At 35.6% G+C, this 16941-nt stretch carries 21 protein-coding genes; 10 read left to right on the forward strand and 11 right to left on the reverse strand.

Features of this window, described 5'->3' with window-relative positions; all coding sequences use genetic code 11:
* Positions 1–134 precede the first annotated feature (134 nt).
* Entirely contained in the window at positions 135–545 is a 411-nt protein-coding gene (locus ACIEHO_RS04540; protein ID WP_406969107.1) for a DUF4293 domain-containing protein, read from the forward strand.
* Between the two features lie 449 nt (positions 546–994).
* On the opposite strand, the gene ACIEHO_RS04545 is transcribed toward ACIEHO_RS04540, so the two are convergent.
* Positions 995–1492: a metallophosphoesterase family protein gene (locus tag ACIEHO_RS04545; protein WP_406969109.1), complete on the reverse strand. Its 498-nt coding sequence runs from the start codon at positions 1490–1492 to the stop codon at positions 995–997.
* Positions 1493–1566: 74 nt separating this feature from the next.
* Here ACIEHO_RS04545 and truA point away from each other — a divergent pair, with 74 nt between their 5' ends.
* On the forward strand, positions 1567–2310 hold the full coding sequence (gene truA / locus ACIEHO_RS04550) for a tRNA pseudouridine(38-40) synthase TruA (RefSeq protein WP_406969111.1): 744 nt from the start codon (positions 1567–1569) through the stop codon (positions 2308–2310).
* Positions 2311–4080, forward strand: coding sequence for an ABC transporter ATP-binding protein (locus tag ACIEHO_RS04555; RefSeq protein WP_406969113.1), 1770 nt, complete (start codon positions 2311–2313; stop codon positions 4078–4080). It begins immediately after the preceding gene.
* Between the two features lie 9 nt (positions 4081–4089).
* Here ACIEHO_RS04555 and ACIEHO_RS04560 read toward each other — a convergent pair whose 3' ends face one another.
* The 3 genes from ACIEHO_RS04560 to folP are packed head-to-tail and all read right to left on the reverse strand — an operon-like array spanning position 4090 to position 6433.
* Complete coding sequence (locus tag ACIEHO_RS04560; protein WP_406969115.1) at positions 4090–4875, reverse strand: diadenylate cyclase; 786 nt, start codon at positions 4873–4875, stop codon at positions 4090–4092.
* Positions 4876–4910: 35 nt separating this feature from the next.
* Entirely contained in the window at positions 4911–5600 is a 690-nt protein-coding gene (locus tag ACIEHO_RS04565) for a hypothetical protein (RefSeq protein WP_406969117.1), read from the reverse strand.
* Positions 5601–5608: 8 nt separating this feature from the next.
* Positions 5609–6433: a dihydropteroate synthase gene (gene folP, locus ACIEHO_RS04570; RefSeq protein ID WP_406969119.1), complete on the reverse strand. Its 825-nt coding sequence runs from the start codon at positions 6431–6433 to the stop codon at positions 5609–5611.
* Between the two features lie 101 nt (positions 6434–6534).
* Between folP and ACIEHO_RS04575 the strand changes: the two genes are divergently transcribed.
* The 7 genes from ACIEHO_RS04575 (at position 6535) to ACIEHO_RS04605 (ending at position 12293) form a co-directional block, all read left to right on the forward strand.
* Positions 6535–7071 carry a DUF1599 domain-containing protein gene (locus tag ACIEHO_RS04575; protein WP_406969121.1) on the forward strand — a complete coding sequence of 179 codons (537 nt, stop codon included), beginning with the start codon at positions 6535–6537 and terminating at the stop codon, positions 7069–7071.
* A 5-nt stretch (positions 7072–7076) separates the two neighbouring features.
* Entirely contained in the window at positions 7077–8393 is a 1317-nt protein-coding gene (locus ACIEHO_RS04580; RefSeq protein ID WP_406969123.1) for a BT_3928 family protein, read from the forward strand.
* A gap of 1 nt (position 8394) precedes the next feature.
* Positions 8395–9471, forward strand: a complete 1077-nt coding sequence (locus tag ACIEHO_RS04585) for an ABC transporter permease (RefSeq protein ID WP_406969843.1) — start codon at positions 8395–8397, stop codon at positions 9469–9471.
* A 40-nt stretch (positions 9472–9511) separates the two neighbouring features.
* Positions 9512–9997: a TlpA family protein disulfide reductase gene (locus ACIEHO_RS04590; protein ID WP_406969125.1), complete on the forward strand. Its 486-nt coding sequence runs from the start codon at positions 9512–9514 to the stop codon at positions 9995–9997.
* 43 nt (positions 9998–10040) lie between these two features.
* Positions 10041–10790 carry a triose-phosphate isomerase gene (gene tpiA, locus ACIEHO_RS04595; protein WP_406969127.1) on the forward strand — a complete coding sequence of 250 codons (750 nt, stop codon included), beginning with the start codon at positions 10041–10043 and terminating at the stop codon, positions 10788–10790.
* Positions 10791–11150: 360 nt separating this feature from the next.
* Positions 11151–11987 (forward strand): 50S ribosomal protein L11 methyltransferase, encoded by an 837-nt coding sequence (prmA, locus tag ACIEHO_RS04600; RefSeq protein ID WP_406969129.1) that lies wholly within the window; start codon positions 11151–11153, stop codon positions 11985–11987.
* A gap of 30 nt (positions 11988–12017) precedes the next feature.
* Positions 12018–12293, forward strand: a complete 276-nt coding sequence (locus ACIEHO_RS04605) for an ATP-dependent Clp protease adaptor ClpS (RefSeq protein WP_406969131.1) — start codon at positions 12018–12020, stop codon at positions 12291–12293.
* Here the strand turns inward: ACIEHO_RS04605 and ACIEHO_RS04610 are convergent.
* From ACIEHO_RS04610 to ACIEHO_RS04640, 7 genes are all read right to left on the reverse strand, one after another.
* A complete protein-coding gene (locus ACIEHO_RS04610) occupies positions 12290–12562 on the reverse strand; it encodes a heavy-metal-associated domain-containing protein (RefSeq protein ID WP_406969133.1) in 273 nt (90 codons plus the stop codon). The genes ACIEHO_RS04605 and ACIEHO_RS04610 overlap by 4 nt on opposite strands.
* Positions 12559–12765, reverse strand: coding sequence for a YgaP family membrane protein (locus ACIEHO_RS04615; RefSeq protein ID WP_406969135.1), 207 nt, complete (start codon positions 12763–12765; stop codon positions 12559–12561). The genes ACIEHO_RS04610 and ACIEHO_RS04615 overlap by 4 nt, the downstream gene beginning before the upstream one ends.
* A gap of 22 nt (positions 12766–12787) precedes the next feature.
* A complete protein-coding gene (locus ACIEHO_RS04620; RefSeq protein ID WP_406969137.1) occupies positions 12788–14200 on the reverse strand; it encodes an MBL fold metallo-hydrolase in 1413 nt (470 codons plus the stop codon).
* Positions 14201–14291: 91 nt separating this feature from the next.
* Positions 14292–15083 (reverse strand): sulfite exporter TauE/SafE family protein, encoded by a 792-nt coding sequence (locus ACIEHO_RS04625; protein WP_406969139.1) that lies wholly within the window; start codon positions 15081–15083, stop codon positions 14292–14294.
* A complete protein-coding gene (locus ACIEHO_RS04630) occupies positions 15084–15497 on the reverse strand; it encodes a DUF6691 family protein (RefSeq protein ID WP_406969141.1) in 414 nt (137 codons plus the stop codon).
* 4 nt (positions 15498–15501) lie between these two features.
* On the reverse strand, positions 15502–16050 hold the full coding sequence (locus tag ACIEHO_RS04635) for a YeeE/YedE family protein (RefSeq protein ID WP_406969143.1): 549 nt from the start codon (positions 16048–16050) through the stop codon (positions 15502–15504).
* 192 nt (positions 16051–16242) lie between these two features.
* Positions 16243–16872: a Crp/Fnr family transcriptional regulator gene (locus ACIEHO_RS04640; RefSeq protein WP_406969145.1), complete on the reverse strand. Its 630-nt coding sequence runs from the start codon at positions 16870–16872 to the stop codon at positions 16243–16245.
* Positions 16873–16941 lie beyond the last annotated feature (69 nt).

The raw sequence follows: 16941 nt of genomic DNA on the forward strand, positions 1-16941 counted from the left end.
AAAAAAATGTTTTTATTCTGAAGATATAACCGCGTGTTTATGCGGCCGTTGAGAATTAATACTGCAATTATACAACTTTATTTTATTTTTTTACGGTAATTCTTTTATTTTTGCGGTCTAGTTTTGAAAAAAGCATGCTGCAACGAATCCAAACCGTTTATCTTTTACTTGCCGCCGGAGTTTCCGGAGGGTTGATTTACGTGTTTAATCTTTGGCAAACAGCAGAAGGCGTTAAAATATTTGCGAACGATAACAGTTATGTGTTTGCAGCGTTTTTAACATCGGCCTTTTTTTCTTTAGTCTCTATATTTAGGTATAAAAACAGGAAGTCTCAGTTTATTTTGGGGCGCCTTAATATCATATTAAACTTTTTTTTACTAGGATTTTTCGTGTACCGATCGCTAAATCTATCTGGAGAAACGGCGGTTTCAGAGAAAGGTATTGGGATGCTTCTCCCCATTGTTTCTATCGTGTTATTGGCATTAGCCAATAAGGCCATCAAGAAGGATGAAGATCTCGTAAAATCTGTTGATCGATTGCGTTAAACCTAACATCTTAGTAGTATTAGTGCGAAAGAAACCCAAAGTGAAAGCTTTGGGTTTTTTTATAGGCATCCCTTAATACCTCCCAAGGAGGGAGGCCCTCAAACTTAAAACATTACGTAAAAATCAAATTACCTGAGTTCGATTATTATTCAAACTGCTAAATCTAAATTAGATGCAAACATCTCAATTTTAGAACGTTGTCATTTCGATAGAGTGAGGAACGAACGATGAAAAATCCCATTATAATGAGATTCCTCCTTGTTAAGCTACGCTTAGGTATTTTTAATCAAAATATATTTTGATTTCAATAACGTTCGGAATAACAATTCTTTTGCTTTAATATTTGGTAAACTATTTGAAAATCAGTGTTTTTAATTGAACTCGAGTAAATAAAATAAATAGTAGTAATTGTAAGTGCTTCCCTTTGGGATGGATTTAGAAAGGACTATTCAATACCGTTTATCAAACTCAATAACTTCTAAATTATCTATTTTTTTTCCGTCAATGGTAAATCGCAGCATGGTACGTACTTTATGGAACCCGTGTTTGCCAACAGCTCCAGGGTTCATATGAATCAGTTTTAGTTTTTTATCCGGCATGACCTTTAAAATATGCGAATGCCCACAGATAAATAATTTTGGCGGATTTTCCTTTATGCCTTGAAAAACGCGACTGTTATATTTAGGCGGGTAACCACCAATATGGGTCATCCAAACATCCACATCTTCACACATAAAACGGTTGTGCTCTGGGAATTCACCTCTAATTTTAGCATCGTCAATGTTGCCATAAACGGCCTTTAATGGTTTAAGCGCTTTTATGGCATCGGTAACCTCTAAATTTCCAATGTCACCAACGTGCCAAACTTCATCGGCTTGTTTAACGTATTTTAAAATGTCGTTATCAATATAACTGTGCGTATCTGAAAGCAGTAGGATTTTTGTCATTATAAAAATGTTAATGGTCCAGCTAAAATCGTAAATGTGATTATCTTTGCTGTTTACAAAAGTATTAAAACACATTGAGGTATTTTTTAGAACTTTCTTATAACGGAACAGCATACCACGGTTGGCAAAACCAACCAAATGCGGTATCTGTTCAGGAAGTAATTGAAAAGGGGCTGTCCACTATTTTAGGAGAAAACACGGCTATACAGGGTGCAGGGCGTACTGATGCCGGAGTACATGCTAGCCAAATGTTTGCGCATTTTGATACTGATTTACCTGTTAACGAAACCGATTTGATGTATAAGCTCAATTCGTTTCTGCCTAAAGATATTGCTATTCGTAATCTATTCAAAGTAAAACCCGAAGCCCATTCGCGGTTTGATGCGTTGAGTAGAACATATTTGTACCGAATTGCGTTAAGCAAAAATGTTTTTAATTTTGATTCGGCCTATTACGTAAAGCAGCCTTTAGATGTTTATAAAATGAATGAGGCGTCGAAAATCTTATTGCAGTATAAAGATTTCCAATGTTTTTCAAAAAGTAAAACCGATGTAAAGACGTATTATTGTGATGTGGTTCAGGCCCAATGGTTTTTCAAGGAAGGCGAGCTGCATTTTGTTGTAAAGGCCAATCGGTTTTTACGAAATATGGTGCGGGCCATTGTAGGAACCTTGGTTAATATTGGTATGGGTAAAATTGAAGTTGACGATTTGCACCAAATCATCCAATCGAAAAATAGGGGCGAGGCTGGGTTTTCTGTGCCGGCACATGCCTTGTATTTAACAAAAATTGAATATCCGGAGGATATTAGGCTATAAATGAGTAAACCAAAAGAAAATATCTTCGATTTTAAGTTGTTTAAGCGTCTTTTTGAATATATCAAACCGTATAAAAAGGTGTTTTTGGGCTTGGTGGTTTTGGTGGTTTTATTGGCAATATTTAGTTCGGCAACACCATATATAACCAAGGGTGCGATAGACGAAAGTATTACGAGCAAAGAAGAAAAGGGCTTTTTGTTTTTCATTTTGTTGATGTTAGGGGTATTGGTTTTCCAAACTATATTTCAGCTATTATTTATCTATTATGCTTCGTGGTTGGGACAAAATTTGGTGATGGATGTTCGCGTAAAACTATTCGACCATTTGCTGAAATTCAAAATGAAATATTACGATACTTCATCAGTAGGGGTGCTAATTACGCGTGCCGTAACTGACATGGAACGTATAGCAGATATTTTTGGACAGGGTTTGTTTATGATTGTACGGGATTTGTTGACCATGACCGTGGTCTTTGTGGTTATGTTGTATATTAATTTGAAATTGAGCCTTATTGTTTTTGTAATGCTGCCCATTTTGCTATACGCTACCCGGGTATTTCAAAAATATATGAAAAGAGCTTTTGAAGAGGTAAGAACAGAAGTTTCCAACTTAAACTCCTTTGTTCAAGAGCGCTTAACGGGTATGAAAATCTTGCAGTTGTTTACTCGGGAAGATGTGGAATACGAAAAGTTTAAGGCAATTAACGAACGCCACAAAAAGGGCTGGTTAAAAACCGTATGGTACAATTCGATATTTTTTCCGATTGCCGATTTAGCATCGTCGGTAACCATAGGTTTAGTAGCTTGGTATGGCGGTTTGAATGTCGTTTTTGATGGAACCAACGTTTCGCAAGGCGATTTGGTGGCTTTTATTATGTTCATACCAATGTTGTTTAGGCCACTGCGTCAAATAGCAGATAAATTCAATACGCTACAAATGGGCATGGTAGCTGCAACTCGAGTTTTTAAGGTATTGGATACTACTTCACAAATAGATGATCACGGTACTATTGAAACCGATTCATTTAAAGGTGAAATAAAGTTTGATAATGTATATTTTAACTATGTTGAAGACGAAGATGTTTTAAAGGGCATTTCTTTTGATGTAAAAGTAGGTGATACGGTGGCTATTGTTGGTGCAACCGGTGCTGGAAAGTCAACTATAATTAATCTTTTGAGTCGGTTTTACGAAATAAAAAGCGGTATTATATCGATTGATGATATCAATATAGAAGATGTGAAATTGGCTTCTTTGAGAGCTCAAATAGCTGTTGTTTTACAAGATGTTTTTCTGTTTGCTGATACGATAATGAGCAATATTACGCTCGACCATCCTGAAATTACAGATGAGCAGGTTTATCAAGCAGCAAAAGATATTGGTATTCACGATTTTATAATGAGTTTGCCAAATGGTTATCACTATAACGTAAAAGAACGTGGCGCCATGTTATCTTCTGGCCAGCGTCAACTTATTTCGTTTTTAAGGGCTTATGTTACCAATCCAAGTATCTTAGTACTCGATGAGGCGACATCTTCGGTAGATTCATATTCAGAACAACTTATCCAAAATGCCACCGATAAAATTACAAAAGGTAGAACCTCAATAGTCATTGCACATCGTTTGGCCACTATTAAAAAGGCCGATAACATTATTGTAATGGATGCAGGAGAAATAGTTGAACAAGGTACACATGTTGAACTTCTTAAAAAGGATGGTGGGTATTACAAAACTCTTTATGAAGTACAATTTTTACAAGAGGAAGTTGTTTAAGTTACTTACTTAACCTAAATCCTTTTTAATCATAGCGCTGAGTTCTGAAGTGTCTTCAAAAACAACAAACTCACCATCTATGAAATATGAAATATGCCCAGTTTCTTCACTAACAGCCAAGGCTAGGGCATCTGTTTTTTCAGTGATTCCAATGGCAGCCCTGTGGCGCAACCCAAAGCGTTGAGGAATATGTTTTTCGTTGTTAACAGGTAAGATAACACGTGTGGCCTTAACAATATTGTCACTTATTATTATGGCACCGTCGTGTAACGGACTATTTTTAAAAAAGATACTTTCAATTATGGGCTGGGTGACTTTTATATTCATTTCATCACCCGATTCCGATAGAAAATCTAAATTGTTATTACGTTCAAAAACAATAAGTGCCCCAGTTTTAGACATGCTCATTTTATTGCAAGCTGAAATAATAGCATCAACATCAGTTTCACTGTCATTATCAGTTTTTAAGAACTTAAACTGTTGCATAAATTTTTTCCGTCGGTTGAAGTTGGTAGATCCAACCATAAGTAAAAACTTTCGTATTTCGGGCTGAAAAACAACAATTAAGGCAATAATCCCCACTTTCATAAAACCACCAAAAATACCGCTAAGTAATTCCATGTTTAAGAATTCGGTAAGTTTCCAAACCAAATAAATAATAATAATACCAATAAAAATATTGATGGCTACTGTGCCCTTTACCAATTTGTAAACATAATAGAGTAGAAGAGCGACTAGAATGACATCAATAATATCAACAACTGAAAGATCAAGAATGTCTTTAAAAATTTCCAAGGGCAATGGGTTTTGGTAAATTTAGTAATTTAAGGTTAATTATAAATGAATTCGTCTTTGGCAATTGAAACATTTTGTAATTCACTTTCTGAAAGTTTCGATTTAATGGCGATATAATCTTGAAAGGCTAAGTTTTGATTGAAATTTAAAAAGATTTCAAACTCTTTTTGCTTATTTATAAATATGGTGTTAAGGTCTGGAAGTAGATGAGTTAAGTTTGATGTTTTTGTTATTAGTTTTTGGTTATAATCAGTTATTTCAATGTCGTTTATAGAATGAATGACTACACCAAACATTTGTTTTTGTGGTATGTTGGATGTTTTTGAAAAATAATTGCTTGCAATTTCGTTTCGGTAAACCACATCCGTAAACTCAATAAAGCCTAAGTTTTTTAGACTAATATCGTTACAGGTAAAGTAGTTCTTGGCGTTTTTGTTTTTATGGCTCGAGTTTTTCTTTTTTTCTTGTAAAAATTGAATGTGCGGGATGACCTGTTTAAGCGTTAATCGCTTATCGATGTTTACCAGCCAATTGGTGGTGCTTATCAGGTTTTTTCTATTGAGTTCAACACTATCAGGCTGTGTTTCGTCATAAAACAAATAGGCTGCCGAAACGTCGTTTATTTCAGTAATTTCAGAATGTTCTATTTCTGGTAACTGTATCACTTTTTCCTTTCCGCAGGAAATAACTGAGAAACAAAGGATAAATAAAAGTATAGGTTTCATATTTAAAATCAATAACTTAATGATTTAACTAATTTTATACATTCCACAGCTTCCTTAACATCATGAACCCTTAAAATAGAGGCGCCTTTTTGCAAAGCAACTGTATTTAAAACCGATGTGCCATTTAAAGCTTCTTTCGCAGAGGTTTCTAGCGTTTTGTAAATCATTGATTTTCTGGAAACGCCCACTAAAACAGGTTTTTCGGCTATTTCGAATAGTTCGAGTTTATTCAATAGTTCAAAATTTTGTGCTGTGGTTTTTGCAAACCCAAATCCGGGGTCAACAATAACATCAATTATTCCTAAAGCTTTAGCTGCTGCTATTCTTTCGGAGAAATAAGAAAGAATGTCTTTGGTTAAATTGTTGTAATCGATTTGTTGCTGCATGGTTTGTGGTGTACCACGCATATGCATCATAATGTAAGGTACTTTCAAATGAGCTATGGCGGGTAACATGTTATCGTCTAGTTTGCCAGCAGAAATATCATTAATCATCGCCGTTCCTGCTTCTACGCACTTTTGGGCAACCTCACTTCTAAACGTATCGATAGAAAGCAGTGCCTCTGGAAATTCCTTCAAAATGACGTCAATAATAGGAAGTAAACGTTTCAGTTCGGTTTTTTCATCCACATGGTCAGCATTGGGGCGTGAGCTGTAAGCACCCACATCAATAAAAGTAGCGCCTTCGCCAAGCATGCGTTCCACATGCTTTAAGATGTCGTTTTCGTTTTTGTGTTTGCCTCCGTCGTAAAACGAATCTGGAGTTATGTTTAAAACCCCCATTACTTTAGGGTCAGATAGGTCTATAAGCCGTCCTTTGCAGTTAATAGTCATTTAGGTCATTTTCTTTCATTTCGTTCCATTTAAAACTTTAAACCTGAAACCTTGAACATTCTAATAATTTATGCGAAATTTACGCAAAATTCATTTTATAGATGCAAGATACTTCAAAACAATATGATGCTGTAATAGATATCAGCAAAAGTTTATTTGAGAAAAAAATGAGTGATTACGGCAGTGCTTGGCGCATACTAAGATTACCATCCTTGACCGATCAGATTTTTATTAAAGCGCAACGTATTAGAAGCCTTCAGGAAAATAACGTTAGAAAAGTAGATGAAGGTGAAGTTAGCGAGTTTATTGGTATTATTAACTATTGTATTATGGCCTTGATCCAATTGGATAAAGGGGTAGTTGAACAACCTGATATGACCACCAAAGAAGCAGTGAATTTATACACTGAAAAAGTAGCCATTACAAAAAAGTTAATGGAAGACAAAAACCACGATTATGGTGAGGCATGGCGGGATATGCGAGTTAGCAGTTTAACCGATTTAATTTTGCAAAAGCTTTTGCGTGTAAAATCTATTGAAAATAATGAAGGCAAAACCCAGGTGAGCGAAGGTGTTGATGCTAATTACCAAGATATGATTAATTATGCCGTGTTTGCCTTAATTCATCTAAAAGAATAAAAATAATGAAAGTAGTAGTAAGTATATCTCGAATATTTGTAGGAATCTTGTTCATCATTTCGGGATTTATAAAACTGAACGACCCTCTAGGGTTTTCATACAAGTTACAGGAATATTTTAGCGCAGATGTTTTGAATCTGCCATTTTTAGAACCTTATGCCCTTATTATTTCGGTTTTAGTCGTGGTTTTTGAAGTCGTATTGGGTGTGTTTTTAATTATTGGTTACAAACCTAAATTTACGGTTTGGAGCTTATTGGCTATGATTGTCTTTTTTACATTTCTAACATTTTATTCGGCATATTTCGATAAAGTAAGAGATTGTGGTTGCTTTGGCGATGCCCTAAAACTTACCCCGTGGGAAAGTTTTACTAAAGATGTGATCTTGCTTATTTTGATACTCATTTTGTTCTTTGGAGTAAAATATATAAACCCCGTTTTTGGTAAGTTACAAACCACCATTTTAGCGTTGCTAGGGTTTATTTTGAGTTTGTGGTACGGCTATCATGTACTTATGCACCTACCAGAAATAGATTTTCGGGCCTATAAAATTGGAAACAATATACAGGAAGGAATGGCCGTTCCCGATGATGCACCAAAACCGGTAATAGAGTACACGTGGAAGTTTAATGTAAACGGTGAAGAAAAAATTATGGTTACTGATGGCTCATATCCATCTGTTGACGGAAAGTTTGTTGGTGTTGAAACCAAAGTGATTGAAGAAGGTTATACGCCTCCTGTGGTAGATTTTTCGATAGAAAGTAATGATGAAGATTTAACCGAATATTTTTTAACCGAAGAAAATTTAATAATTGTTATATCATACAGTTTAGAAAAGATAGAACAAGACGGGGTATTAAAATTAAAATCTTTACAGGATAAAGCCTTAAAAAATGGTTATGAAATTATTGGATTAACGGCTTCTGGAGAAGATGCTAAAAAATACATTAACCAAACTTATAATCTTAATTTCGACTGGTATTTGTGTGACGAAAAAGCTTTAAAAACGGTGGTGCGTTCCAACCCAGGGGTTTTGGAATTAGATGCTGGAACCGTAAAACAAAAAGTACATTGGAATGATATTGAGGAACTTGAACTTCCAAAAGTTGAGAGAAAACAAGAGCCGGTTAAAGATGATGGTACATTGTATTTAATAAATGATAAAGTATCATCAAAACAGGCATTGGACTCAATATCAAACGAAGATATTGAAGAAGTCTTTGTTTTGAAAGAACGAGTTGAAGGCAATCTTTTGGATTCAATTAATATTACGAATAAAACCAATTACACTGCATTTGTAAAAATCATTTTAAAACAGAATTAATCTGATATCTTATTTCCTAAATAAAATATTCTACGCTTTACTCACGTTGTTTGGGGTGGTAACAGTTATCTTCTTTTTGTTTAGTGTGTTGCCGGGCGACCCCGCGCAAATGATGATGGGGCAAAATGAAGATAGCGATCAACTAGCAGTAGTAAAGCAAAAATATGGTTTCGATAAACCTGTTGGCATCCAGTATTTGTATTATTTAAACGATTTGTCGCCCATTTCATTTCATTCTAAAACGCCAGTAGATTATACGTACTTAAAAAGAGGAAAGTATAAAGCTGCTAAATTATTTACCATAGGAAAAACAACAACGGTTTTAAAATTCCCGTATTTACGGGAATCCTTTGCCAAACAAGGGAAGCGCGTTAGTCAAGTACTAGCTGAAACGTTACCAAATACTTTTGTTCTGGCAATTTCGGCCATCACAATTGCTATGTTGCTTGGTGTTTTTATGGGAATCGTTTCAGCGCTATATAAAGATAAATGGTTGGACAAGGCCATACAGGTTTTAAGTACTTTGGGTATGAGTGTGCCGTCGTTTTTCAGTTCCATATTGTTCGCGTGGTTTTTCGGTTATATTCTACACGAATACACCAATTTGGAAATGACAGGCAGCCTTTATGAATTGGATGATTTTGGCGAGGCCATGCACATAAGATGGAAAAATTTGATTTTGCCTGCCGTGGTTTTAGGCATTCGTCCGTTGGCTGTGGTGATTCAGTTGATGCGCAATTCGTTGTTGGAAGTTTTTAACCAAGATTATATCAGAACGGCAAGAGCCAAAGGCCTTAGTGAGTTTCAAATTATAAAAAAACATGCCGTTAAAAATGCATTGAATCCCGTGGTTACGGCTATTTCGGGTTGGTTTGCTTCTATGTTGGCTGGTGCTGTTTTTGTAGAGTATATTTTTGGCTGGAACGGATTGGGAAAAGAAATTGTAAATGCCTTAAATACATTAGATTTACCAGTGATAATGGGTTCGGTGTTAATTATCGCGGTATTGTTTATAATAATCAATATTTTTGTGGACGTTATTTACGTTTGGTTAGATCCTAAAGTGAAATTAAATTAGAGGTGTTTGCCTTAATGCGACAATAAAAGAAATTTTGAAAATGAAAAAGATAATGTGTGGTTTGTTATTCGTTACTTTCTTAAGCTGTAATACCCAAACTCCCACCCAACTTTCTGAGGAGGCTCTTAATGACACATTCGTGACTTTATATGGGGGTTCAAAGTCGCTAAAAAGTGTATTAGGAAGCCACAAAGGAAAAACTATCTTTATTGATATTTGGGCGTCTTGGTGCGGCGATTGTATTAAAAACATGCCCAAAGTAAAAGCTCTTCAGAATGAATATAAAGATGTAGTTTATCTGTTTTTATCCTTGGATAGAGGCCAAAAATCATGGAAAAAAGGCATAGAAAAATATGATGTTGAGGGCGAACACTATTTCATACCATCGGCTGACGATAGTGCTTTCGCTGAATTTACTGATATTGACTGGATACCTCGGTATATGATAGTTGATGGAATTGGTAATATAAAACTGTTTAAAGCTGTTACAGCTGATGATGAAAGAATAAAAGAATACTTAAATTAATAACCAAAATAAAAATTCCTTCTTTAAGAAGGTTATAAAGGCAATGAGAAAACAAATAGTAGCGGGAAACTGGAAAATGAATAACGATTTAGCGCAAACAGAAACGCTAATCACAAGCTTAAAGGAACAAAAGCAAACATCAAATGCTGAGGTAATGATTGCTCCAACCGCAACCAACTTGTGGCAGGCTTATAACAGTTTGAAGAATTTTAAAATAGAAGTGATTGCACAAAACATGCATTTTGCTGAAAGTGGTGCTTACACCGGAGAAATAAGTGGGAGTATGTTAAAAAGTATAGGTGTTAATACCGTTATTTTAGGACACAGTGAGCGCCGTGAGTATTTCGATGAAACAGACGAAATATTAGCAAAGAAAGTAGATGCCGCCTTAGGCAAAGGTATGGATGTTATTTTTTGTTTCGGTGAAGAATTAGCCGATAGAAAATCAGAAAACCAAGAAAAAGTAGTAGGAGATCAAATAAAAAATGCATTGTTTCACTTAGATTCTGCTGCTTTCCGTAGTATTATTTTGGCGTATGAACCTGTTTGGGCCATTGGCACAGGAGAAACGGCGAGCCCAGAACAAGCCCAAGATATGCATGCCTTTATTAGAAAAACATTGGCAGATAAATATGGTAGTGATGTAGCTGACTCTGTTTCTATTCTTTATGGAGGAAGTGTTAAGCCTGCTAATGCTGAAGAAATTTTTTCTAAGCCTGATGTAGATGGAGGACTAATAGGTGGAGCTTCATTAAATGCAGAAGACTTTTTTGCTATAGTAAATGCATTTTAATCGAAAATAATTCCTCGGTGCTCTGCGTCGGGGTTTTCGTTGAAATTGTCATTCCCGTGAAAATGGGAATCTAAATAACATAATTTTGGTTTTTGACCCTAAGGACAAAATGAAACGAGCGAAATACCATTATGGCTCAGCCTCGAGGATAGTTCATTTTAAGAAATTATTTTATTTAGGAAAAACAGTTTATCCATAAACTGAACAAACCAAATTTTATAATGAAAGGTATTCCCTGGTTTTTTAGAAATCAAGGAATACCTTTTTTCAAACAATAAAAAATTACAAAGGACTAAAATTACTATCGAAAAATAGTTGCTTTATTATTTAGGTATATCTTTGTGCTTTCAAAATTAAGTTATGTCAAATACTAATTATATTGGATGTTATTTTAAAGTAACCCCATTACAACCAGCCGTAGAAATTCTAATCGCAGAGTTAGGTTACGCTGGTTTTGAAAGTTTTGTTGAAACTGAACACGGTGTTACCGCATATATTCAAAAAGAGGATTGGAGTGCTAATATTTTAGATGATATACAAATATTGAATTCGGATGAATTTGAAATAAGCTATTCCCATGAAGAAATAGAACAAACCAACTGGAACGAAGAATGGGAGAAAAATTTTAACCCCATTGAAGTAGATGGTTTGGTTACCGTTCGTGCGCCGTTTCATAATAAGACAACTACCGAATTCGACATCATCATAGAACCAAAAATGAGTTTTGGTACTGGGCACCATGAAACTACACATATGATGATTCAGCATATTTTAAAATACGATTTTAAAGATAAATCGGTGTTGGATATGGGCTGTGGTACTGGTGTATTGGCCATCCTTGCGGAGATGAAAGGTGCAAAACCCATTGATGCTGTAGATTATGATAATTGGTGCTATTTAAATAGTTTAGAAAACGTTGAACGTAATAATTGTGACCATATTACGGTTATTGAGGGCGATGCTTCCGTTTTAAAAAACAAGAACTACGATATAATTATTGCCAATATAAATCGCAATATTTTGTTACAGGATATGACGGTTTACGCATCTTGCTTAAATAAAGGGGGACAGTTGTTTTTAAGTGGTTTCTATGAGGATGATATCCCTATTATTCAAGAAGAATGTGAAAAAAATATGTTAAAATTTGAGGAAAAGCTGGAAAGAAATAATTGGGTTTCTTTAAAATTTTTAAATTAGTAGTAGAAAATTACCAAAAAAACGAGTATTATGAGTTCCAAAGAAAAAATATCAGAGGAATTATTATTGGAAGAAGATGTTCTAACACAGAACGAAATCGTGTTGTTTAATGATGATGTAAATACTTTTGAACACGTTATTGAAACACTGATATATGCATGCGACCACACGCCAGAACAAGCAGAACAGTGTTCTTTAATTGTACACTACAAAGGAAAGTGTACAGTAAAAACAGGACTTTTCGATGACTTAAAGCCCCGTTGCTCAATTCTTCTCGAAGCTGGACTGAGTGCGGAAATTGTTTAAGTGCTTATTTTTCCAACAGCACAGCTTACAAAAGATTTCGCTTTTGTAGTGAGCACATTTTTATCAACTTTAACAGGATATCCCAGTTTTAATAATAATGTTTTTACTTCAGGTAATTTTGACATTCCATCCTTAGAAGAAAACGTCACACTACTATTTTCAACGTTTACAACAATATCGTTAACTCCTTTTAGGTGAGTCAGTCCTTCCGCTATAGTTTTTGCGCAACCACCACATTTTAGGTTTTGTATTTCTAGTGTTGTTTTCATTTTTTAGTTTTACACGTATTTATTCCTAAAGGAGCATATAGCGGACAAAAACTAACAAAGCTTGTGATTAAAAAGATAATAGCCAATGCCATTAATATGTAAGCCATTGTGCCAGAAATAACGTTAAAATAATACAGTAAGGCAATAGCAATAGCTGCTATTACACGAATTCCTTTGTCTAAACTTCCCATGTTTTTTTTCATGTCTTATTGATTTTAATTGGTTTTATAATGTTGTTGGGCAAACATAATCTGTAGTTGGTAAGTCACTGTTTTTTATGGCTCCAAAACCACCGGCAATATCAACTAGCTTATCAAATCCTCGTGCCTTTAAAATTGACGCTGCAATTAACGAGCGATATCCACCGGCACAATGCAGGTAATAGGTGTTATTTTTATCAATGGAACTCATGTTCTCATTAATATAATCGAGAGCAAAATGTTGTACTTGGTCGCCTTTTAAATGTTCTGATTTATATTCGCCGTCTTTTCTAACATCTAAAACTTTAATGGCTTTATTCTTAAAATCACTGGAAAACTGGTCGATGGAAATAGAAGTGATGGTTTCGATATCTTTTCCAGCCGCTTTCCAAGCTTCAATTCCTCCTTTTAAATACCCAAGTGTGTTGTCATAGCCCACACGAGATAGACGAGTAACGGCTTCTTTTTCTTTGCCTTTAGGTACGACTAACAAAATAGGTTGTTTTAAATTGGTAATTAGCGCTCCAACCCAAGGGGCAAATGAGCCATGTAATCCTATAAATATTGAATTCGGAATGTGTGCTTTTGCAAATTCTTCTTCTTTCCGAACATCAAGCAGCAAGGCTCCTTGTTGATTGGCGATGATTTCAAATTCTTTGGGTGATAACGGGGTATCTCCTTTTTTTAATACAGCTTCAAAATCATCATATCCCATCTTGTTCATCATCGCATTTTTTGCAAAATATTGGGGTGGGGGCGTTATGCCCGTTAAAACTTCCTTGACAAACTCTTCTTTCGTCATATCGGCCCTCAAGGCGTAGTTTGTTTTTTTCTGTTCACCCAAAACACCTACTGTTTCTTTGCTCAGGTTTTTGCCACAGGCTGAGCCCGCACCGTGCGCTGGATAAACAATAACGTCGTCAGGCAATGTCATTATTTTTTTACGCAACGAATCATACAGCATTTCAGCCAAATCTTCTTTTGTTAAATCAGATTTTATGGCCAAATCAGGACGGCCAACATCACCTAGAAATAGGGTGTCTCCAGAGAATATAGCGTGCTCCTTACCATTTTCGTCCAATAGTAGATAGGTAACCGATTCTAGAGTGTGGCCCGGTGTATGTAATACTTTTATAGTTATGTTTCCTAGCTTAAACTCTTCGTTGTCTTTGGCGGTATAGATGTCATAATTGGTTTCAGCACCAGGGCCGTAAACTATGGTCGCACCTGTTTTTTCCGCTAAATCGATATGACCTGAAACAAAATCGGCGTGGAAATGGGTTTCAAAAATATATTTAATTTTTCCGTTTTCTTTTTTGGCTTTGTCAACATACTGCTGGGTCTCTCTTAAAGGGTCTATAATGGCCACTTCACCATTAGATTCTATGTAGTAAGCCCCTTGCGCTAAACAACCCGTGTATATTTGTTCAATTTTCATATTGTGTTTTAACTTTTTTTGAATAGGTATAATTTAACCAAATTTATTCAATTCATGAAAAATAGTTTGTAACTATTATTACATTTTTGATTCAGTTTAACTCTTTGTAAATGATGTATATGGCCATGATTGATATAAAAATCCCAAAGCCTTTTTTTAGTTTTTCACCGCTAAAGTATTTTGATAGGAATACTCCAATAAGAATTCCAAAAATGGCTATTGAGGAAAACGATAATAAAAATAACCAATCTATATCCAAGGTTTGAACATCGCCCATGAATCCAATTAGCGAATTGATGCTAATGATGATTAGTGACGTGCCTACAGCTTTCTTCATGGGGATTTTAGCCCAAAGGACCAAGGCAGGAACATAAAGAAAGCCACCACCAGCTCCTATTAAACCAGTTATGGTGCCAATTATAAGACCTTGAATGAAAGTTTTGTAATATGGCTGTTTTGCTGAGAGTAATGCTTTATCATTTCCTTTTTTTATCATTGAAACGGACGCCAGCAACATGATAATGGCGAAGAAAGTCATGATGGCTACATCTTTGGTAAGCGTATTTTTGCCGATAGAAAATAGAATATCTGGAATGGCAGGAACCAAATAGCGTCTAGTTAAATACACTGCAAGGAATGAGGGGAACGAAAAGGCAAGCCCTGTTTTAAAGTCGACTAGACCTTTTCGGTATTTTTGAAGCGTTCCAACCACCGATGAGGTTCCTACAACAAATAGGGAATAGGCGGTTGCAACTATGGGGTTTAGGCCTAAAATATAAACCATGACAGGAACGGTTAATATGGAACCGCCACCTCCAATGAGGCCTAAAACTAGGCCAATTAATAATGCACCAATATATCCTGAAATTTGGATAATATCCATTTAGTGCGGCAGTTTGTTTTTTAATATACCGTAAAGAAAAGTTCCTAAAATGGCTGCGCCAATTACGATAAGCATGGCATAAACACCCGTGCCCAATAGAATGTACATGGGGCCGGGGCAAGTGCCAATAAGTGCCCAACCTAAACCAAAAATAGTACCTCCAAGAATGTAGCGTGTAAAGCCCTTTCCTTTTTTGGGAACTAAAATTTCTGAACCCGTAATACTCTTTATATAGCCTTTTTTAGAAATTTGTAAAAATAGAATACCCGTGGCAATGGCGGTGCCTATAATACCGTACATATGGAACGACTGAAACCTGAACATTTCGTAAATACGATACCATGAAACGGCCTCAGATTTAACCAAGACAATTCCGAAAAAAATACCAATCAATAAGAATTTTATAAATTTCATAAGACTAAAATATTAAGGGTAAAAGAAAATTGGCCATAACTAAACCGCCAACAAAAAAGCCAATGACTGCTATTAACGAAGGTTTTTGAAAACTGCTTAAACCAGTAATGGCATGACCAGATGTACAACCATCGGCGTAACGGGTACCAAAACCTACCAATAGGCCTCCAATGATTAAAATGGAAAACCCTTTTAGATTTTTAAAGCTGAAAATTTCATCAGGCACCAAACTAGCTCCTGAATTTTGAAACCCCATTTGTTGAAGTTCTGCAATGGTTTTTGGATTTAAGTCGGTTACACTATCATTAGATAAATAATTAACAGCTATGAAGCCACCAATAATGGCACCAAGGACAACGACCAGGTTCCAAGATTGTTCTTTCCAGTTAAATTTGAAAAAATCATTAAATTTTCCTGCACCTGCAATCGTGCACATGGTTTTTAAATTTGACGACATGCCAAATGTTTTTCCTAAATAGAGCAAAATGGCCATGACCGATGTTATTAAAGGGCCTGAAAAATACCACGGCCAAGGGTTTAAAATAGATTCCATAGAATTATTGTTATGTGTAAAGTTATTTTGTTGCTTTTTGAGCTATGTAACAATTGTTACTTAAGATAGACAATTGCAGTTGCCACTGGGCTAGTTGCGCTAGGGATTGAGCGGTTTGTTTAAGCTCGCCAACGCAGGACGCAGCGAGTAGTGAAAGCCCGACCCCTGTTGTAGCGCCCAAATTGTTGCTACCTAGATTATTTCAATTTTATTGCGACTTAGTTTTATTTTCTTCTCGTTTTCCAACTGTTTTAAGAGCCTGGAAATGACCACACGCGATGTGTGTAGGTCTTCGGCGATGTCTTGGTGCTTGATGTTAATAGTTTTGGAGCTGTGCAGCATGGCCTTGTTTTTTAGGTATTTGTACAAACGCTCATCCATTTTCATAAAAGCAAGGTTGTCTATCGCATCAAGCATTTCATCAAAACGTATTTGGTAACTTTGTAAAATGAATTCGCGCCAACTGGCATTATTATGAAACCATATTTGCATGTTTTCAACAGGAATTAGAACTAGGCTAGAATCTTTTTCTGCCACCGCCCTAATTTTACTTTTTGTAGTGCCTAAACAACATGTTAAGGACATGGCACAGGTTTCGCCCGCCTCAAGGAAATAAATTAGGAGTTCATTGCCATTATCGTCTTCCCTTAAAATTTTAATATCACCCGATAAGAGTAGGGGAATAAATTTTAGAGGTTGATTAATGTCTATAATAATTTCGTTTTGCTTGAATGTTTTAAATACGCCTTTTTCGGAAATTTCCGAAATAAGATCCGCATCAAAAATATGGTCGAATTTTTCCTGTAGTAAGTCTGTGGTCATGCCCAAAAATAGCAATTTAAAATGGAATTTGTATGGGCTTGGGCAACTTGGTTGGGCTTAAAACTGGGA

This window comes from Flavisericum labens (genome assembly GCF_045446075.1).
In the GTDB taxonomy this organism is placed as follows: Bacteria; Bacteroidota; Bacteroidia; order Flavobacteriales; family Flavobacteriaceae; genus Flavisericum; species Flavisericum labens.

What these genes read in the sequence shown, in the direction of transcription:
- folP (WP_406969119.1), bottom strand. Translation starts at nt 6,433, where the DNA reads ATGACTATTAACTGCAAAGGACGGCTTATAGACCTATCTGACCCTAAA.
- ACIEHO_RS04605 (WP_406969131.1), top strand. Translation starts at nt 12,018, where the DNA reads ATGAGTTCCAAAGAAAAAATATCAGAGGAATTATTATTGGAAGAAGAT.
- ACIEHO_RS04575 (WP_406969121.1), top strand. Translation starts at nt 6,535, where the DNA reads ATGCAAGATACTTCAAAACAATATGATGCTGTAATAGATATCAGCAAA.
- ACIEHO_RS04625 (WP_406969139.1), bottom strand. Translation starts at nt 15,083, where the DNA reads ATGGATATTATCCAAATTTCAGGATATATTGGTGCATTATTAATTGGC.
- ACIEHO_RS04610 (WP_406969133.1), bottom strand. Translation starts at nt 12,562, where the DNA reads ATGAAAACAACACTAGAAATACAAAACCTAAAATGTGGTGGTTGCGCA.
- ACIEHO_RS04590 (WP_406969125.1), top strand. Translation starts at nt 9,512, where the DNA reads ATGAAAAAGATAATGTGTGGTTTGTTATTCGTTACTTTCTTAAGCTGT.
- ACIEHO_RS04565 (WP_406969117.1), bottom strand. Translation starts at nt 5,600, where the DNA reads ATGAAACCTATACTTTTATTTATCCTTTGTTTCTCAGTTATTTCCTGC.
- ACIEHO_RS04545 (WP_406969109.1), bottom strand. Translation starts at nt 1,492, where the DNA reads ATGACAAAAATCCTACTGCTTTCAGATACGCACAGTTATATTGATAAC.
- ACIEHO_RS04540 (WP_406969107.1), top strand. Translation starts at nt 135, where the DNA reads ATGCTGCAACGAATCCAAACCGTTTATCTTTTACTTGCCGCCGGAGTT.
- prmA (WP_406969129.1), top strand. Translation starts at nt 11,151, where the DNA reads ATGTCAAATACTAATTATATTGGATGTTATTTTAAAGTAACCCCATTA.
- ACIEHO_RS04630 (WP_406969141.1), bottom strand. Translation starts at nt 15,497, where the DNA reads ATGAAATTTATAAAATTCTTATTGATTGGTATTTTTTTCGGAATTGTC.
- ACIEHO_RS04580 (WP_406969123.1), top strand. Translation starts at nt 7,077, where the DNA reads ATGAAAGTAGTAGTAAGTATATCTCGAATATTTGTAGGAATCTTGTTC.
- ACIEHO_RS04620 (WP_406969137.1), bottom strand. Translation starts at nt 14,200, where the DNA reads ATGAAAATTGAACAAATATACACGGGTTGTTTAGCGCAAGGGGCTTAC.
- ACIEHO_RS04615 (WP_406969135.1), bottom strand. Translation starts at nt 12,765, where the DNA reads ATGAAAAAAAACATGGGAAGTTTAGACAAAGGAATTCGTGTAATAGCA.
- ACIEHO_RS04555 (WP_406969113.1), top strand. Translation starts at nt 2,311, where the DNA reads ATGAGTAAACCAAAAGAAAATATCTTCGATTTTAAGTTGTTTAAGCGT.
- ACIEHO_RS04635 (WP_406969143.1), bottom strand. Translation starts at nt 16,050, where the DNA reads ATGGAATCTATTTTAAACCCTTGGCCGTGGTATTTTTCAGGCCCTTTA.
- tpiA (WP_406969127.1), top strand. Translation starts at nt 10,041, where the DNA reads ATGAGAAAACAAATAGTAGCGGGAAACTGGAAAATGAATAACGATTTA.
- ACIEHO_RS04640 (WP_406969145.1), bottom strand. Translation starts at nt 16,872, where the DNA reads ATGACCACAGACTTACTACAGGAAAAATTCGACCATATTTTTGATGCG.